The sequence below is a fragment of the Mycobacterium sp. SMC-11 genome (assembly GCF_046250095.1).
Classification (GTDB): Bacteria; Actinomycetota; Actinomycetes; order Mycobacteriales; family Mycobacteriaceae; genus Mycobacterium; species Mycobacterium heraklionense_A.
The window spans coordinates 1,507,522-1,530,852 of sequence record NZ_CP176430.1 but is presented as its reverse complement, the minus strand read 5'-3'; the positions used below and the strand labels follow the sequence as shown (position 1 = coordinate 1,530,852).

Annotated in this window: 16 protein-coding genes and 1 tRNA gene; 7 read left to right on the top strand and 10 right to left on the bottom strand. The window is 67.4% G+C overall.

The genetic code is table 11. The annotated features are described in order from the left end of the window. Positions 1-6 precede the first annotated feature (6 nt). From ACKY0X_RS07220 to ACKY0X_RS07200, 5 genes are all read right to left on the bottom strand, one after another. Positions 7-447 (bottom strand): acyl-CoA thioesterase, encoded by a 441-nt coding sequence (locus tag ACKY0X_RS07220; protein WP_409428889.1) that lies wholly within the window; start codon positions 445-447, stop codon positions 7-9. Continuing rightward, positions 444-5,288 (bottom strand): NAD-glutamate dehydrogenase, encoded by a 4,845-nt coding sequence (locus ACKY0X_RS07215; protein WP_409428888.1) that lies wholly within the window; start codon positions 5,286-5,288, stop codon positions 444-446. The genes ACKY0X_RS07220 and ACKY0X_RS07215 overlap by 4 nt, the downstream gene beginning before the upstream one ends. A 53-nt stretch (positions 5,289-5,341) precedes the next feature. Then, on the bottom strand, positions 5,342-7,015 hold the full coding sequence (gene ettA, locus ACKY0X_RS07210) for an energy-dependent translational throttle protein EttA (RefSeq protein ID WP_064888941.1): 1,674 nt from the start codon (positions 7,013-7,015) through the stop codon (positions 5,342-5,344). An 80-nt stretch (positions 7,016-7,095) separates the two neighbouring features. Continuing rightward, positions 7,096-7,569 (bottom strand): single-stranded DNA-binding protein, encoded by a 474-nt coding sequence (locus ACKY0X_RS07205; protein ID WP_409428887.1) that lies wholly within the window; start codon positions 7,567-7,569, stop codon positions 7,096-7,098. Positions 7,570-7,722: 153 nt separating this feature from the next. Next, the gene (locus ACKY0X_RS07200; RefSeq protein ID WP_409428886.1) at positions 7,723-8,514 is read right to left on the bottom strand and encodes an LppX_LprAFG lipoprotein; all 792 of its coding nucleotides are present in this window, start codon (positions 8,512-8,514) and stop codon (positions 7,723-7,725) included. 178 nt (positions 8,515-8,692) lie between these two features. Between ACKY0X_RS07200 and ACKY0X_RS07195 the strand changes: the two genes are divergently transcribed. From ACKY0X_RS07195 to ACKY0X_RS07185, 3 genes are all read left to right on the top strand, one after another. Beyond that, the gene (locus ACKY0X_RS07195) at positions 8,693-10,039 is read left to right on the top strand and encodes an MFS transporter (RefSeq protein WP_409429537.1); all 1,347 of its coding nucleotides are present in this window, start codon (positions 8,693-8,695) and stop codon (positions 10,037-10,039) included. A gap of 96 nt (positions 10,040-10,135) precedes the next feature. After that, the gene (locus tag ACKY0X_RS07190) at positions 10,136-11,416 is read left to right on the top strand and encodes an NADH:flavin oxidoreductase/NADH oxidase family protein (protein WP_409428885.1); all 1,281 of its coding nucleotides are present in this window, start codon (positions 10,136-10,138) and stop codon (positions 11,414-11,416) included. Then, entirely contained in the window at positions 11,413-12,153 is a 741-nt protein-coding gene (locus tag ACKY0X_RS07185) for a nitroreductase family protein (RefSeq protein ID WP_409428884.1), read from the top strand. Before ACKY0X_RS07190 ends, ACKY0X_RS07185 begins: the two co-directional genes overlap by 4 nt. Here ACKY0X_RS07185 and ACKY0X_RS07180 read toward each other — a convergent pair. Next, on the bottom strand, positions 12,115-12,945 hold the full coding sequence (locus ACKY0X_RS07180; protein WP_409428883.1) for an SDR family NAD(P)-dependent oxidoreductase: 831 nt from the start codon (positions 12,943-12,945) through the stop codon (positions 12,115-12,117). The two genes, ACKY0X_RS07185 and ACKY0X_RS07180, sit on opposite strands and share 39 nt — an antisense overlap. Positions 12,946-13,050: 105 nt before the next feature. Here ACKY0X_RS07180 and ACKY0X_RS07175 point away from each other — a divergent pair, with 105 nt between their 5' ends. Continuing rightward, positions 13,051-13,629 carry a TetR/AcrR family transcriptional regulator gene (locus ACKY0X_RS07175; RefSeq protein WP_409428882.1) on the top strand — a complete coding sequence of 193 codons (579 nt, stop codon included), beginning with the start codon at positions 13,051-13,053 and terminating at the stop codon, positions 13,627-13,629. A 19-nt stretch (positions 13,630-13,648) separates the two neighbouring features. Here the strand turns inward: ACKY0X_RS07175 and ACKY0X_RS07170 are convergent, their stop codons facing one another. The 4 genes from ACKY0X_RS07170 to ACKY0X_RS07155 form a co-directional block, all read right to left on the bottom strand. Further along, a complete protein-coding gene (locus ACKY0X_RS07170; RefSeq protein WP_409428881.1) occupies positions 13,649-15,649 on the bottom strand; it encodes a cytochrome c oxidase assembly protein in 2,001 nt (666 codons plus the stop codon). 67 nt (positions 15,650-15,716) lie between these two features. Next, positions 15,717-18,071 carry a glycerol-3-phosphate 1-O-acyltransferase gene (locus ACKY0X_RS07165; protein ID WP_409428880.1) on the bottom strand — a complete coding sequence of 785 codons (2,355 nt, stop codon included), beginning with the start codon at positions 18,069-18,071 and terminating at the stop codon, positions 15,717-15,719. Further along, positions 18,068-19,702, bottom strand: coding sequence for an HAD-IB family hydrolase (locus ACKY0X_RS07160; protein ID WP_409428879.1), 1,635 nt, complete (start codon positions 19,700-19,702; stop codon positions 18,068-18,070). Before ACKY0X_RS07160 ends, ACKY0X_RS07165 begins: the two co-directional genes overlap by 4 nt. Then, complete coding sequence (locus tag ACKY0X_RS07155) at positions 19,699-21,147, bottom strand: wax ester/triacylglycerol synthase family O-acyltransferase (protein WP_409428878.1); 1,449 nt, start codon at positions 21,145-21,147, stop codon at positions 19,699-19,701. The genes ACKY0X_RS07160 and ACKY0X_RS07155 overlap by 4 nt, the downstream gene beginning before the upstream one ends. Positions 21,148-21,637: 490 nt before the next feature. On the opposite strand from ACKY0X_RS07155, the gene ACKY0X_RS07150 reads away from it, so the two are divergent. From ACKY0X_RS07150 to ACKY0X_RS07140, 3 genes are all read left to right on the top strand, one after another. Then, positions 21,638-21,711 (top strand) — tRNA-Arg (locus ACKY0X_RS07150). 161 nt (positions 21,712-21,872) lie between these two features. Beyond that, the gene (locus ACKY0X_RS07145; protein WP_409428877.1) at positions 21,873-22,247 is read left to right on the top strand and encodes an HNH endonuclease; all 375 of its coding nucleotides are present in this window, start codon (positions 21,873-21,875) and stop codon (positions 22,245-22,247) included. A 317-nt stretch (positions 22,248-22,564) separates the two neighbouring features. Beyond that, positions 22,565-23,323, top strand: coding sequence for an enoyl-CoA hydratase (locus ACKY0X_RS07140; protein WP_409428876.1), 759 nt, complete (start codon positions 22,565-22,567; stop codon positions 23,321-23,323). Positions 23,324-23,331 lie beyond the last annotated feature (8 nt).

The window sequence follows — 23,331 nt, the reverse complement described above, 5'->3', positions numbered from 1 at the left end:
CCGCGCTCAGCGGATGAATTTCTCCAAGTACGCGCGATGGTCCGCGGACAGCCGCACCAGCTTCTGCTCGTCGATGCTGAACGTGGCCAGCTGCGTCTCGGCGATCACGGCAGGCCGTGAATCGGGGGCCGCGTGCACCGAGCGCACCTCGTAGCCGATGGTGAAGTCCACCGTGCGCAGCCGAGACACCCACATCGTCACCTGCAGCGGTGAGTCCGTCAGCCGCAGTTGCCCCTTGTAGGCGACTTTGACCTCGGCGATCAGCAGACCGACGCTGGTGATGTCGACCGCGAACGCCGGCGACAAGAAGGGCACCCGCGCCTCTTCGAGCATCGTCACCATGGTCGCGTGGTTCACGTGCTGATACATGTCGATGTCCGACCAGCGCACCGGAACCGCTGCCACAAAGCCCACCGGCTCCCCGGTGGACTCTCCTGCCGCACTCATGATGCCGCGCCGCGTGTCATGCTGCGGATCTGCCGGGCCGCCACCGACAGGGTCGCCAGATCCCGCTGGTCGGATTCGTAGATCTGGGCCAGCGTGCGCCGCGCCCGCTCCACGCGTGAGGCGTTGGTCGACTCCCATTCGGTGATTTTCTGCATCCCGTCCTCGTCCGGTTCCCCGACCGCCAGCACATCCAGGCACAGCGACCGCACCGAATTGTAGATGTCGTCGCGGATCGCCAACCGCGCCAAGGCATGCCAACGGTCGTCACGCGGCAGCTGGGCGACCGCGGTCAGCAGCCCGTCGGTACCGAGCCGATCCATCAGCGCGAAGTAGGTGTCGGCGACCTCGTCGGCGTCGCGTTCGGTGATGTCGGCGACATCGATGATGTCGAGCAGGCTGTAGCGATAGAGCCCCAGGGCAATGTCGGACGCCAGGCCACGCGGCACGCCCTGGGCCTCGAACTCGCCGATGTGTTTGGCGACGATGCCGGCGTCGTCGCCACGCAGCCATTCCGACATCCGCGGCGAGAGCGCGGCGACCTGCTCGGCGAACCGATTGATCTCGGCGCCCACCGCCAGCGGCTGGGGGCGGTAGTTGAGCAGCCACCGGCCGGCTCGGTCGATGAGCCGCCGCAGATCCAGTGTCATTCGGTCGGTCACCGCCACCGGCAGACCGTCGCGCTCACCGGCGGCACGGATCCGGCGCCACAGGTCACCCACCCCGAAGATGGCGTCGGTCGCGACGTAGGCGCGCACCGCGTCGATCAGCTCGACGCCCGCGTCCTCGGTGATCCGGAAGGCATAGGTGATGCCCGCGGTGTCCACCACGTCGTTGATCAGCATGGTGGTGACGATTTCGCGGCGCAGTTGATGCTGGCGGATCTCGGGGCCGAAGCGCTGTTGCAGTACCTGCGGGAAATACTGCGGCAACCGGGCGGCGAACACATCCTGCTCGGGTAGGTCGGTGGCCAGTACCGCCGCTTTCAGCGTCAGCTTGACGTGCGCCATCAGGGTGGCCAGCTCCGGTGAGGCCAGCCCCAGACCGGCCTCGGCACGTCGGGCGATCTCCTTCTCCGAAGGCAGCGCCTCCAGGGCACGGTTGAGCCCGCGGTCGGCCACCAGATGGCGGATCTGATCGGCGTGCACCGGCAGTAGGCTCGCGGCGTTGGCCCGGCTGGTGCCCATCAGATCGTTCTGGGCGGTGTTATCGGCCAGCACCAGCGCGCTGACTTCGTCGGTCATCGACGCCAGCAACTCCGGCCGGTCGGCGGCGTCGACCTTGCCGACGGTGACCAGGGCGTCGATCAGGATCTTGATGTTGACCTCGTGATCGGAGCAGTCGACGCCGGCGGAGTTGTCCAGGGCGTCGGTGTTGATACGGCCGCCGGCCAGGTCGAACTCGACGCGACCCAGCGGCGTGACGCCGAGGTTTCCGCCTTCGCCGATCACCTTGGCGCGCACCTGGTTTCCATTGACCCGGACCTGGTCGTTGGCACGATCGCCCACGTCGGCGTCGGATTCGGACTCGGCTTTGACGTAGGTGCCGATCCCGCCGTTGAACAGCAGGTCCACGGGCGCGCGCAGGATCGCCCGGATCAGCACCGGCGGGGTGAGCTCGGTGATGTCCTCGTCGAGGCCGAGCACGCCGGCGACCTGCGGACTGACCGGCACCGATTTCAGGTCCCGCGCGTAGACGCCGCCTCCAGCGCTGATCAGCGACTTGTCGTAGTCGTCCCAACTGGATCGGGGCAGGTCGAACATCCGCTGACGCTCGGCGAAGGACCGGGCAGGATCGGGGTCGGGATCGAGAAAGATGTGCCGATGGTCGAAGGCGGCCACCAGCCGGATGTGTTGGCTGCGCAGCATGCCGTTGCCGAACACGTCGCCGCTCATGTCTCCGACCCCGACGACGCTGAAATCCTGGGTCTGGGTATCGATGCCCATCTCCCGGAAGTGCCGCTTGACCGACTCCCAGGCCCCCTTGGCGGTGATGCCCATCTCCTTGTGGTCGTAGCCGACCGACCCGCCGGACGCGAACGCGTCGCCCAGCCAGTAGCCGTAGGACTCGGCCACGCCGTTGGCGATGTCGGAGAAGCTGGCGGTGCCCTTGTCGGCGGCCACCACCAGGTACGCGTCGTCGCCGTCGCGGCGCACGACCTGCGGCGGCGCGCTGACCGCGCCGGTGGCGTGGTCGACGTTGTCGGTGATGTCGAGCAGCCCGGAGATGAACAGCGTGTAGCAGGCGATCCCTTCGTCGCGGGCCGCCTCGCGGTCGGCTACCGGGCTACCGGTGGGCGTCGGTGGACGTTTGACCACGAACCCGCCTTTGGCCCCGGTCGGGACGATAACGGCGTTCTTGACCTCTTGGGCCTTGACCAGTCCGAGGATCTCGGTGCGATAGTCCTCACGGCGATCCGACCAGCGCAGCCCGCCGCGTGATACGAAACCGAACCGCAGGTGCACCCCCTCGACCCGGGGTGAGTAGACGAAGATCTCGAACTTCGGCCGGGGCAGCGGCAACTCGTCGATCAGGCCCGCATCCAGCTTGAGCGCCAACACGTTACGTGCCCGAGCCGAATCATCGCGGGTGACAAAGTAATTGGTACGCAGGGTGGCTTGAATCAGGGAGGCGAACGCACGCAGCACCCGGTCGGTGTCCAGGCTCACCACCGCGTCGATTCCCGCCGCGACGTCCGCGGCGGCCGCCTGCGCGTCCCGGTTGCGATGCGTGCGCGACGGGTCGAACAGCGCCTCGAACAGCGCCACCAGGGCCCGCGCGATGTTCGGATAATCGTTGAGCACTGAGGCGATGTGGTGCTCGCTGTACGGGAACCGGGCCTGGCGCAGGTATTTGGCGTAGCCGCGCAGCACCACCACCTGTTGCCAGTTCAGTCCGGCGCGCAGCACCAGCTCGTTGAATCGGTCCGGCTCGACGCGGCCCTCCCAGATCGCGGTGACGCCGTCGGCGAATCGTTGTTCGGCGTCGACGCGCTCGGCGCCGCTCGCCGGGATCTCGATGGTCGGGTGTGCGGACACCTTGAACTTGTAGATCCACACCTGCAGGCCGTCGGCGCGGGTGACGGTGAATGGCCGCTCTTCGAGGACCGCCACTCCCATGCACTGCAGCATCGGCAGTAGGTGACTCAGCGACGCACCGTGCCCGCCGAGAAACCAGGCCAACTGACTTCCGTCGGCCGACCCGTAGTCGGAGAACACCAATTTGACCGAGTCGGCGGTCAGCCGCTCGATGATCGCGATGTCGCCGACCGCCTCGGCCGGAGTGACGGCCTGCTTGTAGATCTCGTCGAAGGCGACCGCATAGTGTTCGGCCACCTCGGCGTCGATGGAGTCCTGCGCCGCCGTCTCGATCAGCCGGTCCCCCCAGGTGCGGGTGGCCTCGACCAGCAACGCCTGAATCCGGACCCGGTTGGCCTCGCCGGTGTCGACCGACCGGGCATCGGGATCGTCGGACATCCGGACCATGAAATGCAGCAGCGCCCAGGGCGCTTCGCTGACGCGGGCGCTGTATTCCAGCCCGACCCCGCCGAACTCGCGGATCAGGATGTCCTCCATGTGCAACCGCACCGGGGTCGTGTAGCGGTCGCGTGGCAGATACACCAGGCAGGACACGAAGCGACCGGTCCGGTCGCCGCGCAGAAACAGCAGGGTTCCGCGCCGCGCACCCAGATCGGACACCGCCATCGCCATGTTCAGCAACTGCTCGGCATCGATCGCGAAAAGCTCTGACCGCGGCACTGTTTGGATGATGTCGAGCAGCAGCTGCCCGGGGTGGCCGGGCTCCTGCTCCGCCAAAGCCAGGGCGTGACGGACGGTGTGCGAGATGACCGGGATCTCGAAGACGTCGGCATTCATGGCGCCGGCGGTGAACAGCCCGACGAAGCGGTGCGCGACGATGCTGTCGCCGGTGTCCTCGCGGATCACCACCACATAGGTGTGCGAACTGAACCGCATGTAGCTGGGCACGGTGGCCTGCGCCAAGGTCAGCAGATTGTTGCCGGTGAGCCTGGGCCGCAAGGACTTACGCAGGCGCAGCACGCCAAGCCGGGCGGCGTCTTCGACCAGAACCTGCCCGTCGCGCACCACGCCGCTCTGGTAACCCAGCAGCACAAAGCGCCCGTCGGCCAGCCACTGCAGCAGCGCGGCGACATCGTGACGGTCCGGTGCGGTGTAGTGGCCCTGCGCATTGGCCTCGACGTCGGCGGCGAGCTCGTTGAGCGCATCGCGCATCGCCGCGGAATCGATGGCGACCTGACGGACGTCGGCCATCACGTCGGGCAGCAGGCGCTCGGTCTCGGCGAGGGTGTTGCGGTTGACCGTCGGTGAGAGCTGGACGTGAATCCAAGCCTCGGTCCCCGCGGAGCCGTCCGCGGATCTCGGTTCCACCGAACGTAGTTCCCCGGCCGCATCGCGCTGCACGGTGAACACCGGCGTCATGATCCCGACGTAGGCCACCCCGAGCCGGTGCAGCAGCACCGCCACCGAGTCCATCAGCATGCCGCCGTGTTCGGTGACCACCTGCAGCGCCGGCCCGAACCCGGCCGGATCGTCGGCGGGATACACCGCAACCCGGGTCTCACCGGCACGCCGGTGCTGCGCCAGCCGGGCGTGCGCGGCCAGCAGCGCCGGAGTCACGACGGCGGTGGCGGCGGCCCGGCTCGCCGGATCGGTACCTCCCGACGGCTCGTCGTCGACCAGAGAGTCGCTGTGCGACCCGCGATAGGACTCGACGTAGGCGGTCGAGACCCAGGCAGGAATGCCTTGCGGCTCAGAGGGATCGGGAAAGGTTGTCCACGCGGTCGTTTCCTTGGTGGACTTCGTCATCCCACCCCTCCCGACTGTGTGTCAGCTCCGGCAGCACGGCTACCGGACTCACACTAGTCGCGGGTGAGCCTGCGGTGGGTCACCCGATGCGGACGCGCCGCTTCGGCACCGAGTCGTTGCACCTTGTTCTCCTCGTAGGCACCGAAGTTGCCCTCGAACCAGAACCACTTGGCCTCGTTGTCGTCGTCACCCTCCCACGCCAGGATGTGGGTGCAGGTGCGGTCGAGGAACCAGCGGTCGTGGCTGATGACCACGGCGCAGCCGGGGAACTGTTCGAGGGCGTTCTCCAGCGAACCGAGTGTTTCGACATCGAGGTCGTTGGTCGGCTCGTCCAGCAGGATCAGGTTGCCACCCTGCTTGAGGGTCAACGCCAGATTCAGCCGGTTGCGCTCGCCACCGGAGAGCACGCCCGCGGGCTTCTGCTGGTCGGGGCCCTTGAACCCGAACGCCGAGACGTAGGCCCGGGACGGGATCTCGGTCTGCCCGACCTCGATGTAGTCCAAGCCGTCGGAGACCACTTCCCAGACCGTCTTCTTCGGGTCGATGCCGGCGCGATTCTGGTCGACGTAGCTCAATTTGACCGTCTCGCCGACCTTGACCGTGCCGCTGTCCGGCTCTTCCAGACCGACGATCGTCTTGAACAGGGTCGTCTTGCCGACGCCGTTGGGGCCGATCACGCCGACGATGCCGTTGCGCGGCAGCGTGAACGACAGGTCCTTGATCAGCTGGCGCGACTCGAAGCCCTTGTCCAGGTGTTCCACCTCGACCACGGTGTTGCCCAACCGGGGGCCGACCGGGATCTGGATCTCCTCGAAGTCGAGCTTGCGGGTCTTCTCCGCCTCGACAACCATTTCCTCGTAGCGCTGCAGGCGGGCCTTGTTCTTGGCCTGGCGGGCCTTAGCACCCGAGCGCACCCAGGCGAGTTCGTCCTTGAGCCGCTTCTGCAGCTTCTGGTCCTTCTTGCCCTGCACCTCGAGGCGGTCGGCCTTCTTCTCCAGGTAGGTGGAGTAGTTGCCCTCGTAGGGGTAGGCGCGGCCGCGGTCGAGCTCCAGGATCCACTCGGCGACGTTGTCGAGGAAGTAGCGGTCGTGGGTGACCGCGAGGATGGCGCCCGGGTAGGAGGCCAGGTGCTGCTCGAGCCACAGCACGCTCTCGGCGTCGAGGTGGTTGGTCGGCTCGTCCAGGAGCAGCAGGTCAGGCTTGCTCAGCAGCAGCTTGCACAGCGCCACCCGCCGGCGCTCACCACCGGAGAGGTGGGTGACGGGCTCGTCGGCCGGCGGGCAGCGCAGCGCGTCCATCGCCTGTTCGAGCTGCGAGTCGATGTCCCAGGCGTCGGCGGCGTCAAGCTCCTCCTGGAGCTTGCCCATCTCCTCCATCAGCTCGTCGGTGTAGTCGGTGGCCATCAGCTCGGCGACCTCGTTGTACCGATTGAGCTTGGCCTTGATCGGCACGCCCTCTTCGACGTTCTCCCGGACGGTCTTGGTCTCGTCCAGTGGCGGCTCCTGCAACAGGATGCCGACGGTGGCGCCGGGCGCCAGGAAAGCGTCGCCGTTGTTCGCCTTGTCCAGCCCAGCCATGATCCGCAGGACGCTGGACTTACCCGCACCGTTGGGGCCGACGACACCGATCTTGGCGCCGGGCAGGAAGTTCAGCGTGACGTCGTCGAGGATGACTTTGTCGCCGTGCGCTTTGCGCACCTTCTTCATCGTGTAGATGAACTCAGCCATGCCGGGGTGTCGCCTCCTGGTCTCGCGAATTTGCTCGCCAACCATCCTAGGGGGTCGTCCGGCAGCGCTGTCGGCTGCTGTCAGGGCGTCAGAGCCATCCCAGCCATCTCTTCACTGGCCTCGGATTCGTCGTCCGCGCAGTCCGGGCCGTCGGGGTCGTCGCTGGGGGCAGCAACCGGCGGCATGTCCGGTCCGGCGGCAATGATCTTCTCCACCCGGGCCGCGCACCGCGCCAGATCGGGGCCGACCGCGGTCGCGCGCAGCTCCACCGACGAGCGGCGAACCCCGTCCTTATCGTCATACTCGCTGGTGAAGACATGCCCCACCACGATCACCGGCAATCCCTTGCTCAGCGACGCCCCCACCCCGGTGACCAACCTGTCCCAGCAGTTGACGGTCACGAACAGGGAGTTACCGGCCTCCCAGCTGCCATCGGCGGCGCGCTTGCGCGAATTGCTGGCAAGCCGGAACTTGATGAGTTCGTGCTCGCCTACCCGGCGCCGAATCGGGTCGTTGACGATGTTGCCGATCACGGTAAGTGTGGTCTCGAACATAGAGGTGTTTCCTTCCTGGTTGCGGCGGGCCTGACGAGCTCGCCGGTGCTGCACCCATTGGGCCGGGCGGGCCCGACAAGAAAGCCGGGCCGGCCGTCACGCGCAACGGCAACTGGGGAAGAACAGCGCATTGGGGATAACCCCGGCGGATGCTTAGGTCCGCGGCCTGCCGACGGTTACCGGCGCATTCCAGTTCGAGAAGGTGATCTCCACGGCGTTGTCGTCGCTGGATGCCAGCTTCAGCGCAACCAGGTGGTGGTCACCGGTCTCCTCGATCCAGACCGTGCACGCGGTCCGTTTGGTGGCCTGCAGCTGCGGCACGATCTTCTTCGCCGCATCGGCTGATATCTCGCCGCTGATCCGCACGGTGTGTACGTCATCGATGGTCTCGCGCCCCTCGACCTCGGGATCGATGAAATCGGTCAGCAGGCCGGCCAGCCCGGTGTCGGGGCTCAGGATGCTGGCCGCGTCATAGAACTTGGCGGCCGGACCGTAGTCGACCCAGCGGCCGTGATCCTGCGACACGTAGAAGTCGCCGCCGAACACGACGAACGCGACATAGGCCGGCGCGCCCCGGTAGGCGATCTTGGCGTAGCCCTTCGCCGCCTGGTCGGGCTGCTGGGTCACTCCCCCGTCGAGCGCTGTGACCGGCATGTCCTCGATGCTGCCGGTCACCGCCAGCGACAGGTGCACGCTGTCGAGTGCCGCAGTGGTGGCGCTGGACTCCTTGAGGATCGCCGCGGCATCCGGCAGGGGCTCGGTGGACTTCTTCGGCGAGGTGGGCGACGGCGCCGCCGTGGACGCGGGCGTCGCCGAGGTCGGTGGCGTGGTCGCAGCGACGGTTGACGACGCATCCGCCGGGACCGTTGGGGAGTTGGATGAACAACCGGCGACCAGGGCAGCGGCGACGCTGACCACGGTCAGGACGCCCGGGAGCCTGCGCATGCCCGCCATGGTAGAGGCCGCCGCCCCGCCTGGCAGCTCTTACCGTGCCGACGAGAAGTGGGCGCGCGGTTGGTATACGTTGCTTGCGGTGGATACCAAAGGCCGGTCCGGCAGCGGTGAACACACCAGCCGCCGCACATGGGCACGCGACGACATCCGGGTCTCGGACCCGGCCGCCATGCAGCGCTCGATCGCGGGCACGGCCGTCGGCAACTTCATGGAGTGGTACGACTTCGGGATCTATGGCTTCCTGGCCACCACCATCGCGCAGGTCTTCTACCCCAGTGACAGTTCCAGCGCGGTGGGCCTGATCGCCACCTTCGGCACCCTGGCTGCAGCGTTCGCGGTGCGGCCGTTCGGCGGCATCGTCTTCGGCGCGCTCGGAGATCGCATCGGCCGTAAGCGGGTCTTGGTCATGACCGTCACCCTGATGGCAGTGGGCACCACGATCACGGGGTTGCTGCCGTCGTACGAGAAGATCGGGGTGTGGGCTCCGATCCTGCTGATCGTCACCAAGATCTTGCAGGGGTTCTCCACCGGTGGCGAATACGTCGGGGCCATGACCTACGTCAGCGAACACGCCCCAGACCGCAGCCGCGGCGCACTGACGGGGTATCTACCGCTGGGCACGCTCGGCGGCTACATCACGGGCGCCGCAGTGGTGACCGTGCTCAAAACCCAACTGCCGGTCTCCGACATGCTGCACTGGGGTTGGCGGGTCCCGTTCCTGCTCGGCGTGCCGCTGGCCATCGTGACGCTGTACATGCGGCTGCGCATCGACGAATCACCGGCGTTTGAAGAGCTAGAGCAGCTCAGCGAGAAACCCGACACCGACCACAGCAACGGGTGGCTGCAGTTCAAGCAGACCGTCACCGGGCAGCGCAACGGTCTGCTGATCTGCATGGGGCTGGTGTTGGCCGAGAACGTCACCAATTACATGCTCACCGGGTATCTGCCGACGTATTTCAAACAGGTCGGTCGTATCAGCGGCAGCCGCGGATTGACGATGATCGTGGTGGCACTGGTGTTCATGCTGGTCGCCGTGTTGCCGCTGGCCAAATTGTCCGACCGCATCGGCCGCAAGCCGATTCTGTGGACCGGCAGCGCCCTGTTGATCGTGGGGTCGATTCCCGCCTTCCTACTGATCCGCCAGGGCGGCAACTACCCGCTACGGCTGCTCGGTGTGCTGCTCATCGGCCTCATGCTGCTGTGCTTCTACAGCACCACGCCGTCGACGCTGCCCGCACTGTTTCCCACCAGGGTGCGCTATTTCGCGGTGGCGATCGGATTCAACATCTCGGTCTCGGTGTTCGGCGGCACCACTCCCCTGGTCGCCGAGACCCTGGTGTCGGGAACCGGCAACGTGATGTTGCCGGCCTACCTCCTGATGGGCGCGGGCGTCATCGGCGCAATCACGGTGTGGTTCACCCCGGAGACGGCCGGCAAACACCTGCCCGGGTCGGGACCGTCGGTGGCCACCGAGCAGGAGGCCGAGGCGATCGCCGAAGCGGGGTTGCACGAATAGCACTGACACTGACCCAAGGATCGATGTTGACGGCGCTTACTTCCACCCCTATGCTGACGTAAGCACTGTTAACATTGCCCACGTCCGGAGAGTGCGATGCCCGCCACCATCTTCACGCCCCTGCGTCTGCCCAACGGCACCGTCATCGATAACCGTCTGGTCAAAGCCGCCATGGAAGAGAACATGGCCGTCGCCGGTCAGCTGCCCGACGAGGCGCTCTTCCGGCTGTACCGACGCTGGAGCCAAGGCGGCGCCGGGCTGATCATCACCGGCAATGTGATGGTGCACGCCGAGGCTCTGACCGGACCGGCCGGCGTCGTGCTCGACGCACAAGCGCCGCTGGAGCCGTTCCGGCAGTGGGCGGCCGCAGCCAAAAGTGGCGGCTCACGGGTATGGATGCAGATCAACCACCCAGGCCGACAGGTGATGGCCAACATGCCCGGAGTCGCATGGGGCCCCTCGGCCATCCGCGTCGACATCGGCCGCAACAGCAAGCGACTGGCCCAGCCCGTCGCAATGACTGCCCAGCAGATCGACGCCACCGTGGCCCGTTTTGCCGAGACCGCTCGGCGCGCAGAGCGGGCCGGGTTCGACGGAGTCGAGATCCACGCCGCCCACGGCTATCTGCTCTCGCAGTTCCTCTCGCCGCTGTCGAACCAGCGCACCGATCAGTGGGGCGGAACATTGCCGAACCGGGCGCGCCTGCTGCTCGACATCGTTCGCGCGATCAGATCTTCGGTGTCCCCCGCGTTCACGGTGGCGGTCAAACTCAACTCGGCCGACTTCCAGCGCGGCGGCTTCGACGCCGATGACGCCGCGACGGTGATCCAGCTGCTGGCACCTCTGGGAGTCGATGTAGTCGAACTGTCCGGCGGCAGTTACGAAAGCCCCGCCATGACCGGCCAGGCCGCCGATGAGCGGACCCGAGCCCGTGAGGCGTACTTCCTCACCCTCGCCGAGGAACTGGCCGAGTCCAGTCCGCTGCCACTGATGCTGACCGGCGGCATCGTCCGCCGATCGGTGGCCGATGAAGTGCTCGCCGGCGGTGTCGACCTGGTCGGCATGGGCACCGCGCTGGCCGTCGATCCCGACCTACCGAACAAGTGGCGTGCCGGCGCCGACGCCGCGGTCGAACTCAAACCTGTCCGCATCAAAGACAAGGCGATCGCCTCAGCGGTCGCTCTAGCCCGTGTCCGCTACCAGCTGCGCCTCTTGAGCAAGGGCCGGCGTGCCCGCCCCGGCGTCTCTCCTTTGACCGCATACGCCCAGGAGGCCGTGCTGGGGCGCCGCGCACTTCGCCATTACCGAAGCTGGCTGCGGGCCCGCACCGCCGGCCCCCGCCTGGAGCACGGCGAATCGCTGGTCGTGCAGCCATGACCCACGTCGACTCGTCCCCCGGCCCCTTCGTACCCCCGGACACCGCAAAGGCTCTGGCGGGATTGACCATGCCGATCGCCGAGGCAATGCGCTCGCAGCGGGCGATCCGCCGGCTGCACTTCGACCCCGTCGACGAGGAGCTACTGCGCGAGGTACTCGCGCTCGCACTCAAGGCTCCTACCAGTTCGAACAGTCAGGACTGGGCATTTGTCGTGGTCAACGACCCCGAGCAGAAGCGGCGTCTGGTGCGCAGCTACCAGCGGGCGTTCAAGCTGTTCGGGTGGCTTGCCAGGCGCGCTGCCACCGATGAGCCGACGCGACGCCAGTTGCGGGTGTCGGAGTGGCAGCGTGAGCACTACCACGAACTACCGACCCTGGTGGTGGCTTGCTACCGGCGAACCCTCAAGCACCAGCCGGTCGGGTGGCCGCAGATCAGGGTTTCGTCGTTCTACGGTTCGGTGTATCCCGCGGTGCAGAACCTGCTGCTGGCATGCCGAGCCGTGGGCCTGGGCGCCTCACTGCAGACGCTGCCGTTGTGGTTGGTCCGCAGCACGCGCCGCGTGCTGGAGCTGCCACCGGAGATGGTGCCGGTGTGCATCATCCCGATCGGCTGGGCTCGCGGGCGATACGGCCCGACCCAACGTCCACCGATCGACGACGTGGTGCACGTCGATCGGTTCGGTCACCAACCGTGGCGATCAGCCCAGGCCGACGAGAGCGGCGGAGCTAGTCCATAGCCCGTCGATGAGCTTGGGGTCGTGGGCTTGCCGATTCTCGCGGCCGTTGGCGCGGTGGCGGTCGAAGTACACGCCATTGATCTCGGGGGCGGCGCCGCGATTGGCCAGTTCGATCAACGGCGTGGCGCCCTCGGCCGGGGTGATGGTCGCGAGGTGGCGCAGCGGAGTGCGGTAGAGCAGGCCGACGAACCAAGAGTCACGACCAAAGCTGGTCGCGACCGGACCGGGATGCACTGCGGCCGAGATGATCCCGTCGTCAGCCCAGCGCTGGGCGATGCCGCGAGTGAACAAGATGTTCATCAGCTTGCTGGTCCCGTAGGCCCGGGTCTCGAAGGCACGCCGGCGCCGATAGTCCAGGTCATCGAGGTCGACGTGTCCGAACCGGTTGCCGACGCTGGAGGTGTTCAGCACCAGCGCGCCACCGGCTGCGGCCAGCCGATCGCGTAGCAGGTTGGTCAACAGGAAGGGTGCGAGGTGGTTGATCCCGAAGTTGGGTTCATGCCCTTGCGCCGTACGCAGGCTCGGCGCGAATGTTCCGCCCGCGTTGTTCAGCAGGACGTCGATGGCGCCGACCTGTTCGCGGATCTGTTCGGCCAGCGCACGAACCTGGTCCAGATCGGCGAAATCAGCGGTCAGTGCGGTGGCACCGGCATCGGCGGCGACCGGCGCCAATTTCTGGGCCGAGCGGCCGACGACAACGAGGTTGACCTCCGGTCCGGCCAGGGCACGGGCTGCAACAGCGCCGATGCCGTCGCTGGCGCCGGTGATCACGATCGTTCGCGGTGAGGTCACTGCACGGTCTCCTTCGATTCGTCGCGCAAATGTTAGCGGCGCTTACTCGGCATACTGCTAACGTTAGGAGCTCATGTAAGCGGCGTCAACACGGGGTAGCCACAGATGTCAGCGTCCACCAAGACCTATCACCACGGCGACCTGCCCGGAACCCTGCTGCGCGCGGCTATGGATCTCCTTGAGGAAAACGGCGCCACCGAACTGTCGCTGCGTGCCACTGCCCGACGCGCCGGCGTATCGACCGCGGCGCCCTACCGACATTTCGCCGACCGGAACGCGCTGCTGTCGGCGATCGCCGCGGTGGGCTATCGCGAACTGGCCACCGACCTGGTCGCGGCACATCCGGCACCGAAGACGGCGGATGACCTCGCTGCGATCGCTATCGCCTACGTCCAGTTCGCACTCGACCGGCCCGGACTGTTCCGGGTGATGTTCACCGAGCAGTGCGACCCGAGCAACGCCGAGCGGGTGGACGCGGTCACCGCGATCCAAGAATATTTGAACTCCATTGTGCGCCAGGTGTTTCCGTCGGTGGATATAGAAGCAATGGCCACCGCCATATGGGGATTGGTGCACGGCCTGGCATTCCTGCATCTTGACGGCAAGCTCGACACGTCATCGGCACAGGTCGTTGCCGATCGGGTGCGCGCGGCGGTACGCGCCGCGGCCGGTCAGATCGCCTAGGCGGGTCGCCGCACCGGGCTCACCCGTCGCGGCGGGCCATCTCGGCCAGCATCGCGTTGTAGGCGGCCAGGTCGGCGTCGTCATCGCGGTCAGCGGCGCGGTCGAGCCGCTTTGCGGTGCGCCGGTCACTGCGGTGCCACTGCACCAGCAGCGCAATCATCACCATGAGCAGGGGCAATTCGCCTGCCGACCAGGTGATGCCGCCGCCTAGGTGCTGATCTCCGGCCAAATCGGTGTGCCAGGGCAGGCCCAGCGCACCGTAGAACCACTCCCCGAGCACCTTGTGCATCCCCATCAGGAAGACCCCGAAGAAGCCATGCAGCGGCAGCGCGGCGAACACCACCGCCAGCTTGGCTAGCGGTGAGATGGGCCGGGGGGTGGGGTCCACGCCGATCACGACCCAATAGAAGAGGTAGCCGCTGAGGATGAAGTGGATGTTCATCGCGAGGTGCCCGGCGTGACTGCCGGCGATCGAGTCGAAGAGGCTGCTGAAGTAGAGCCCGTAAAAACCGACGACGAAGATCACCGCCGCGACGATCGGGTTGGTGAGGACCCGCGAAACCCGGCTGTGCAGCGCGGCCAGCAGCCATTCCCGCATCCCGGGCGGCTCGCCGCGACCGGCCACCGGCAGCGCCCGTAGCGCCAGCGTGGTCGGCCCGCCCAGCACCAACAGGATCGGCACCAGCATCGACAGCAGCATGTGCACGGCCATGTGCATGCTGAACATCGCCGGCATATAGCGACCGGTGCCCGACGAGGTGGCGAATAGCAGAGTCAGGCAGCCCAGCATCCAGGCGGTGGTGCGGCCCGCGGGCCAGGCGTCACCGCGGCGGCGCAGCCGCAGCACACCGGCCAGATACACACCCGCCAGAACAATCGCGGCAGTACCGAAGACGACGTCGTATCGCCAGTCGAACAAGATCCGGGCCACGGTCGGCGGTCCGGCGAAGTCGTAGCCGACCTTGACCATCGGGACCGACGGGTTGAGCACCGTCGGCGCCGGTGGCGGGGTGCGGCCCAGCCCCACCGCGACACCGAAGGTCAGCGCGAAGACGACGGCCTCGGTCAGCGCCAGGCGGATCAGCGGGGCGCGCTTGTTCGGGTCTTCCTGCAGTGCGGCCACCCCGCGGCGCCGCTGCCAGGCGCCGAGGGCGCCGAGCGCACACAGGGCGACGAACTTGGCCACCACCAATTGGCCGTACGGCGTGGTCAGCAGATCGGCGAGGGTCAGCCGCACCAGCGCGTTGAGCACTCCCGACAGGCCCATCGCCACGAAACACCACAGCGCCACGGTGGAGAAGCGCCGGGCGGCCAGGTCGGCGTGTTCCCCGCCGCGAATCGCGTGGACCAGCAGCGCCAGCAGACCGCCGGCCCACAGGCCCGCGGCGATCAGGTGGATGAGCAGGCTGTTGGTGGCCAGGTCGTGTGACCCGCCGGCGGCCGAATGCCCGGTCAACCCCAGCGGGATCAGGGTCAGCAGAGAACCCGCCAGCAACACCGGTGTCCAGGACCAGCGCAGCACGGGCAGGCTCGCCAGTGTCACCAACGCGGCCAGCAGCGCGGTCCACCGCCAGGCCGACGCCGTGTCGACCAGCCCGGCGAACGACCAGGCCGTCGCCGGGTCGAGGAACTCCGACAACGGGTGCCCGGAGACATCGGAGATCGTCAACGGAACCAGTAGCGCGGCACACACCGCCCACGCTCCCGACGCCGCCGTGCCCAACCGCAGCGCGCGGTAGCCGGCGACGTCGAGGACCCCGCTCTGCTGCGGCGGCACCAGGAACGCCGCCAGCAGAAACGATCCCACCGCCAGCACGGCGGCCATCTCGCCGGCCGCCCGCACAAACGGCAGTCCCAGCGTGGTCACCGGGCCCGGGTCGGGCAGGCCGGTCGCGGTCAGGGCATCGGCCAACGACAGCGCCCCGATCCCGGCGGCGATGCATCCGGCCAGGATCGCCAGTCCGGTCAGCATCGGCAGCACGATCGCCGCGCGGCCGCGGGTCGCCGAAGTAGCCGTCATGGCTCCCAGCGTATGGTGCGCGCCCGCCGCACCGCATACCAGGCGGGCGACGTTGTGGCCCGCCCCGCTACCTGCTCATTCCCCGCCAATGCCGTCGCACCTCCATGTCCCGGGCGGCAAACGCCTCCCGGGCGATGCGGGCAATGTGGTCGGAGTCCTGCAGGATTCCTCGCAGTTCAGACCGGAACGCTTTGCGGCGTCCCGCCAGATCCGGCGCGGGTTCCAGCAGGCCCTGATCGGCGACCACCTGGCATGCGGTCGCAAACAGCAGGGTGGACACCGATTCGCTGCTGCGAACGCGTCCCTGCGCCACGTACTGACGGCCGACCCCCAAGGCCAACTGTGTCAGTTCGTTCTCGCCGATGTCGGGCGGTGCGTCGCAGAGCACATCGGCAACGATCGCGTAGGACTCGAAGAACACCCGCAGCATGACGTCGGAGGTCACTGGTGTCTTCTCCGAGAGAATGCCGTCGATCTCGGCGCCACCGGCGCCGACCCGGGCCTGCCAGTCACCGAACCAGGACATCTCCTCGGCGATGTTGTCGCGGAACGACGCGGAGTCGGCGAAGTAGAAGTCGAACTTGAGCAGGTCGCGCAGCCGCATCGCCTGCGTCCAGAACGCGTCCAGCCGGTCGCCTTCGCCGCGGCCGGCGTGCGCCAGGGCCAGTTCGACGATCGAGGTCTCCAGGAAGGCGTGGATAACCGAGTTGCGGTAGAACGACGCGGCGTGCTCGTCTTCGGGAGCGATCCGCCACACCGACTCACGCCCGCCGTCGACCCGGGTGACCGGGTGCCCGTTGGACAACGCATCCACCGCTGCGCGGACGCCGTCGCGGCTACGCAGCCGCAACCCGCTAGTGGAGATCGGGGTCTGCTTGCGTTCCAGGTAATCCAGGCCGGCTTGTAGCGAATGGTGGATCTGGTCCAGCGTCAACGCCAGCCCGTGCGTGGTCAGCAGCAACGCCGACACCAGGCCGGTCGCGCTGATCGGGGTGACGCGCTGGATCCGCCAGGCCACCTCGATGGCCATCTTCTGCATGGCCAGGCGCTTGGCGTCCGGGTCGGTCGCGGCCGCGCTGTCGGGGTCGCCGAGGTACTGGCGCATCGATACGGCCTCGGGGAAACGCACGTAGATCTTGCCGTAGTTGCGTTCGCCCTGCGCCTTGATGAAGCGGTAGAGCCAGCGGATCCCCTCGGGGGTCTTCTCCCCGCCGCGGGCGTAGGCGGCGTACTCGTCTGTCTCATGCAGCTGGTCGAAACTGATCGAAACACCCTGCAGGAGAACATCTTCGGTGCGGTTGTCCAGATAGGCGTCGGCGACGTAGGTCATCAGCCCGAGCTTGGGGGGCAGCATCTTGCCGGTACGCGACCGGGTGCCCTCGATGGACCAGCTCAGGTTGAACCGTTTCTCCATCACGTAGCCGACGTACTCCTTGAGCACGTATTTGTAGAGCGGGTTGTTGCCGATGCTGCGGCGGATGAAGATGACGCCGGAGCGGCGCAGCAACGGCCCCATCAATCCGAACGACAGATTGATACCGGCGAAGACGTGGACCGGAGGAAGCCGGTTCTCCTGCATCGCCACCGGCATGACTGCGCCGTCGATGTAGGACCGGTGGGAGAACAGCAGCACCGCGGGGTGGTTCTCCAGCGCGGTGCGCAGTGCCGCGACCTGATACTCGTCGTAGTCGATCTCGGGGTCGAAGCCGCGACTGAGCATCCGGGTCAAGACGGCGACCATGTCGACCGAGACCCGACTCCAGCCGGTGGACAGCTCGTCGAGCATCTTGCCGGCTTCGTCGACGGTGGCCCCCGGAATGGCTTCCAGTCCTTCGCGGAACCGGGTGGAGGCCAAGATCTCCGGTTTCACCAGCCGCGGGGACTTGTACTGCGGGCCCAGGATCCGGTTCTCGGCGCGCTCCAGCGCCAGCACTGCGCGGCGCGTGACGAAATGCGCGAAGTCCCGGGGGTTTTCACCGACGGTGTTCTCACTCCACTGGCTGCGCAGGTCGGCGACGCTGGCCGGCTCACCCACCACGACGCGGGCCAGCGACGACTCGGTCCGCAGGATCTGGCGCTGTTGGCGTTCGCTGGGTCGATACGGATTGCGGCCGGGCAGCAAGGCGGTCACCCGCTTCAGGGCGGAGGCTTCGGCGCGGGGCATCCAGAAGACCCGCACCGGCAGGATCGACCGCCGCTCGTCGCGTTCGAGGTGCCCGACCAGCCGAGCCATCGCGCCGGGCGAGCGCTGCGACGGGTCGAGCTCCAGCAGGTCGATGCGGTCGCCGCGGCGGCCCTCCCGGTACCGTTCCAGCCACTCGTGAACGAGGTCGGCCTCCACCGGCGACGACACGTAGGCCAAAACCAGGGTGTCGGCGGTTGCGGTGGACCCCGAGGGGTCGGTGGCCGGTGACGTCGTCACTGCTCCCCCTTTGAGGCCGGTGGCTTCTTGGCCGGGGCTTTCCTTGCGGCGGCTTTCTTGGCCGGCGCCTTTTTGGTGGCAACCTTTTTCGCCGGCGCCTTCTTAGCCGGCGCCTTCTTGGCCGCTGGCTTCTTGGCCGCTGGCTTGGGTGACCAGGCCGGCAACTCGTCGACCGGCCAGTCGGCCAGGGTGTCCAGGTACAGCTGGCGGACCTCCGCGATCCGCTCCGGCAGCGTGTCGATCGTCCAGTCCTCGACCGAGATCGCCGGGAACACCGCGACGTCGACGGTGCCCGGGTGAGCGCTCATCGAGTCCCGGGCGGCGACCACCTCGGCGTTGCGGATGATCACCGGCACGATCGGTATCCCGGCCGCCATTGCGAGCCGGAACGGCCCCTTCTTGAACGGACCCACCCCGGTGGTGTCCACCCGGGTCCCTTCGGGCGCGATCACCACCGACAGACCGCGCTTGGCGCGTTCTTCGACCTGTTGTAGCGACTCCACGGCCGCTGCCGCGTCGTCCCGGTCGATGAACACCATCTCGGTCAGCTTTCCCAGCGGACCGGCGATCGGGTCCCTCTCCAGCTCACGTTTGCCGACGCTGATCCAGTTGTCACGCACCAGCGAGGCGGTGATCACCGGATCGACCTGGTTGCGGTGGTTGAAGATGAACACCGCCGGCCGGGTTGCGGTGAGATTCTCTTTGCCGATCACGTTGAGCCGCACGCCATTGAGCCCCAACAGCACCTGCGGGAACAGCGCGGTGAAGAAGTTGACGCCTCGGCGCCGGCTGCCGCTCAACAGGCCCAGTCCGATCGCGCCAGCGCCCACCGGAACGATCGAGCTGAGGCCGGCCAGGTTCCGCAGTTGGCCGACGACCCCGCTGCCGCGGCTGCTGAACTGCAGGATCGGCCAGCCGCGCTTGCGAGCGACCGAGGCCATCTTGCCCTCGGGGTTCGTCGGTCGCGGATTGCCGACCAGATGCATCAGCGCGACGTCCTCGTCCCCGTCGGCGTAAAAGTAGCTGTCCTGCAGGTCGATGTCGTGTTCGGCGGCGAACTTCTGCACCGCGGCGGCCTTGCCCGGCCCCCACAGGATCGGTTCGACCACCTCTCCGGTGAGCACACCGTCCTCGTCGGTGACGAAGGCGTTGGTAAGCGTGTTGGTGATACCCAGGAAACGGGCCACCGGTTCGACCTGGATGGTCAGCGCCGAAGAGCTCAGCACCACGGTGTGCCCGCGCGCCTGGTGGGCCCGCACCACCGCACGCATCTCGGGGTAGATGCGCTTGGCGATCTTCTGGACGAACAACCGCTCACCGATCTCGTCGAGGTCGCTGATCGAGCGGCCCCGCAGTGCCGAGGACGCGGTGTTGATGAGCTCCTCGAACTCGATACGGCCGAGCTGATGGTTGAGCCCGGCCTGGATCATCCCGAATAGCTCCCCCAGCCCCATGTCGCGGCTCCGGAATCGCTCCCGGGTGAGAATCACGGCGGTGAAGCCGGCTACCAGGGTGCCGTCGAGATCGAAGAACGCGCCGATCTTGGGACCGGGCGGGCTCGCCGCGATCTCGGCCACCGATCCGGGCAGCCGCATGTCGCGCGGCGGCCGAGACTTCTCGTCGTCGGTCATGACTCACCACCGGCGGTGAAGGAGGCCGGCACGCAGTGCGGCGCGGGATCTCCGGCGAGCGCCAGCACTTCGTCGAAGCCCTCCACCAGGCACGTGGTGAACAGCCTCTCGTCGCGGACGGCTGCGCGGTCATAGCGGACCGTGATGGTGCACTCACCGCCCCGCGAGATCAGCACCACCATCATCGCGACACCCGGCAACGGGCCGATTCCGTAGTGCCGCAGCACCTTCGCGCCCGCGATGTAGGTTTCGCCGGGATAGAACGCCACATTGCTGGCCTGCACGTCGGCGCTGACCACCGACTCGGTCATCTTCTCCAGAACCGGGGACGGAAAGACGCTCAGCAGCGGCGCGATGGAGCCGAGCACGTCCATCGCCGGCTCGTCACGGCGCTGGGTCATCTGAGACCGAATCCGCTTGATCCGCTCCACCGGGTCGGCGACTCCGACCGGCGCCGCCAGGTTCACCCCGGTGAACCGGTTGCCGCCGGCGGGATCAGCGTCGGCGCGCAGGTTCACCGGGATCGCCATCGGCAGCGTCGCGATCGGCACCCCCAGTGCCCGGTGGTAGCGCCCCAGCGCGCCGGACACGGCAGCCAGGTAGGCGTCGTTGATGGATCCACCGCCGGCCTTGGCGGCCCGGTGCAGATCCGACAGCCGGACGTCGATCGCCTGCGTCCGGCTGGCCAGGCTGCGCCGGCGCAGCAGCGGCGAGGGTTCGGCGGCCTGACTCATCACCCGCGCGCCCGACCGGGCGTAGGTGATGGCGCCGGTGACCGCCGACAGCGGGTCGCGCACGGTGCGGGTCGCCATCGACAGCGCCCCCAGCAGCACATCGCGGGTGCCGCCGAGCATCGCGATCGGCAGGTGGTTGATGCCGTCGCGCATCAGGTCGTTGGACGACAAGTCCTGCGGTACCGGTTGAGGCGGCATCGACCGCGCCGGCGGATCACGCTCCAGGTCATAGATCCGGCCGAACATCGCAGCACCGCCGACGCCGTCGGTGACCGCGTGACTCAGATGCATCAAGGTGGCGGCGCGGCCCTCGGCCAGCCCTTCCACCAGGGTCGCCGACCATAGCGGGCGCTGGATGTCCATCGGTGATTGCAGGGCCACCTCGGCCAGGTCAAGCACCTCACGCAAGCCCCCGGGCTCGGGCACCCGGACCCGCCGGACATGGAAATCGAGGTTGAAGTCGGGGTCTACCACCCACCGCGGCGCAGCCGTCGGCAGCGTGGGCACCACAACCTTCTGGCGCAGCCGCAGCACCTTCCGCGAGACGTTCTCGAACAGGCTCCGGAACCGGTCCCAGTCCGGGGTGGTGTCGAGCAGCTCCAGGCCCATGATCCCCGAGCGGGTGCGCGGATTGGCCTCCCCGCGGTGCAACAGGTAGTCGAGTGCACCGAGCTCGGTGGGCAAGCCGTCGGCGTCCACGAGGTCACCCACGCCGAGCTCCCCACGCTGCAGCACTGCCCCGACTTGCTCGGCGCACCGAGGCTGTCACCACACACCACTCCTGATTCACAGACGTCACGAGCACCATTCAACGCTAGTTGTTTGGCCCCGGCGACGGGTGTCGATTGGCGCAGATCGGATGCTTGCCGACAAATCGAAATACCGTGTTGGCCGGTTGAATTGGAAACCGGCGGTTTAGCGAGGCTCGACGAAGGAGAGCCGAAGCTAGAACCGCCGCACAAGCCCCGCGGTTTAGCGAGGCTCGACGAAGGAGAGCCGAAGCTAGAACCGCCGCACAAGCCCCGCGGTTTAGCGAGGCTCGACGAAGGAGAGCCGAAGCTAGAACCGCCGCACAAGCCCGGCGGTTTAGCGAGGCTCGACGAAGGAGAGCCGAAGCTAGAACCGCCGCACGTATCCGGCCTGCGGCTTTGCTCGGTCGGCGCGGATCCACCCCTACCAGCGGATAAACTGGACCCGCATTGCCTCCGTAGCTCAGGTGGATAGAGCACATGACTTCTAATCTTGTGGTCGCAGGTTCGAGTCCTGCCGGGGGCGCAACAGCCGTGTATGGCTTCGGGTGATGCTTGACGTTTCGGTGTCGGGTGTTGCTTGACGGTGTTTCGGGTGATGCTTGACAGCGGCTTCGGTTGATCCTTGACGCAGCAGCCGGGTCGCAGAGCTCAAGTAGCGGCGATCGGCCCGGCTACCGTTACCGGATGCCACCTCGACGCAGGTTTCCGTCTGCCAAAGCCTCAGGGGCGGCTCGCGCGCGTTACGCGACGCGACGGCGACGACGGCTCGCTCGTGTCGACAATGACCTCACCGCCACCCAGTGGGACACGATCCTCGACGCGTGGGGCAGCTGCGCATACTGCCAAGTGACGAGCACGGCATTGCAGCGCGACTGCATTGTTCCGATCTCGCGTGGCGGCCGCTACACCCTCGAAAACGTGGTCCCTGCCTGCGCCGCCTGCAACGCAAGCAAACACAACCGCGAGGTCACCGAGTGGCTTCGCCGCAAGAAGCTTGACGAACGCACGTTCCTGCTACGCCACGCGACCATCTTGCGTGCCCTGCACCACAGCGATTAGCACCGGGGATTCGGCAAGCAGCCGGGCTAGCCACTAGTCTGGAGCGTCAACGATCAACCAAGGACGATCCGTCAACGCATCGAACGCCGCCGAACAGCGGCGCGTCGGCCGCGGCGGAACGCCAAAAGCCCGGTTCGCATGACATCGCGTCGCGCGGAACGACAAGGAGACCGGGCAAATCGCGAAAGGCAGATCCATGAGCCACGAACGGGCGCTCATCTTCTTCACCATGTTCATGATCGCGATGGTGGGGGTGACCGCAGGGGTCGTCACCTGGATCGGCTGATCGCTCCCCACCGCGGTAGCGTCATCGCGCTATGACACGTCCCGATCTCGTCTTATACAGCGTCACCGACCGCGTAGCGCTGATCACCGTCAACGATCCGGACCGACGTAACGCCGTCACCGGCACGATGTCGGTGCAACTGCGGGCCGCCGTAGAGCGGGCCGAAGCAGACCCCGGGGTGCACGCGGTGGTAGTCACCGGCGCGGGCCGGGCGTTCTGCGCCGGCGCCGACCTGTCGGCTCTCGGTGCGGCGACAGAGGACGGACTGTTGGCGCTCTACGACGGTTTCATGGCGATCGCGCAGTGCACGTTGCCCACGATCGCCGCGGTCAACGGTGCCGCGGTGGGTGCGGGCCTGAACCTGGCGCTGGCCGCCGACGTGCGTATCGCCGGTCCGGCGGCGCTGTTCGACGCCCGCTTCCAGCAGTTGGGTCTGCATCCCGGCGGCGGTGCCACCTGGATGCTGCACCGGGCGGTCGGTCCTCAGGTGGCCCGGGCCGCCCTGTTGTTCGGCATGCGTTTCGACGCCGAGGCCGCGGTGCGGCACGGCTTGGCGCTGCAGGTCGACGACGACCCGGTCACCGCGGCAATGAACCTGGCCGCCGGACCGGCGTCGGCGCCTCGGCAGGTGGTTTTGGCGACCAAGGCGACCATGCGCGCCACCGCCAGTCCCGGTGCGATCGAGGGCGACCAACACGAGTTCGCCAAGCAGACCGAGCTGGGTCCGCAGGCCGCCACCGTCGAGTCGCCGGACTTCGCCGCACGGCTGGCCGCAGCGCAGCGCAAATAACCGCGCCC

Coding starts and splice junctions, on each gene's coding strand:
- ACKY0X_RS07220 (WP_409428889.1), bottom strand. CDS start 447: ATGAGTGCGGCAGGAGAGTCCACCGGGGAGCCGGTGGGCTTTGTGGCA.
- ACKY0X_RS07215 (WP_409428888.1), bottom strand. CDS start 5,288: ATGACGAAGTCCACCAAGGAAACGACCGCGTGGACAACCTTTCCCGAT.
- ettA (WP_064888941.1), bottom strand. CDS start 7,015: ATGGCTGAGTTCATCTACACGATGAAGAAGGTGCGCAAAGCGCACGGC.
- ACKY0X_RS07205 (WP_409428887.1), bottom strand. CDS start 7,569: ATGTTCGAGACCACACTTACCGTGATCGGCAACATCGTCAACGACCCG.
- ACKY0X_RS07200 (WP_409428886.1), bottom strand. CDS start 8,514: ATGCGCAGGCTCCCGGGCGTCCTGACCGTGGTCAGCGTCGCCGCTGCC.
- ACKY0X_RS07195 (WP_409429537.1), top strand. CDS start 8,693: ATGCAGCGCTCGATCGCGGGCACGGCCGTCGGCAACTTCATGGAGTGG.
- ACKY0X_RS07190 (WP_409428885.1), top strand. CDS start 10,136: ATGCCCGCCACCATCTTCACGCCCCTGCGTCTGCCCAACGGCACCGTC.
- ACKY0X_RS07185 (WP_409428884.1), top strand. CDS start 11,413: ATGACCCACGTCGACTCGTCCCCCGGCCCCTTCGTACCCCCGGACACC.
- ACKY0X_RS07175 (WP_409428882.1), top strand. CDS start 13,051: ATGTCAGCGTCCACCAAGACCTATCACCACGGCGACCTGCCCGGAACC.
- ACKY0X_RS07170 (WP_409428881.1), bottom strand. CDS start 15,649: ATGACGGCTACTTCGGCGACCCGCGGCCGCGCGGCGATCGTGCTGCCG.
- ACKY0X_RS07160 (WP_409428879.1), bottom strand. CDS start 19,702: ATGACCGACGACGAGAAGTCTCGGCCGCCGCGCGACATGCGGCTGCCC.
- ACKY0X_RS07145 (WP_409428877.1), top strand. CDS start 21,873: ATGCCACCTCGACGCAGGTTTCCGTCTGCCAAAGCCTCAGGGGCGGCT.
- ACKY0X_RS07140 (WP_409428876.1), top strand. CDS start 22,565: ATGACACGTCCCGATCTCGTCTTATACAGCGTCACCGACCGCGTAGCG.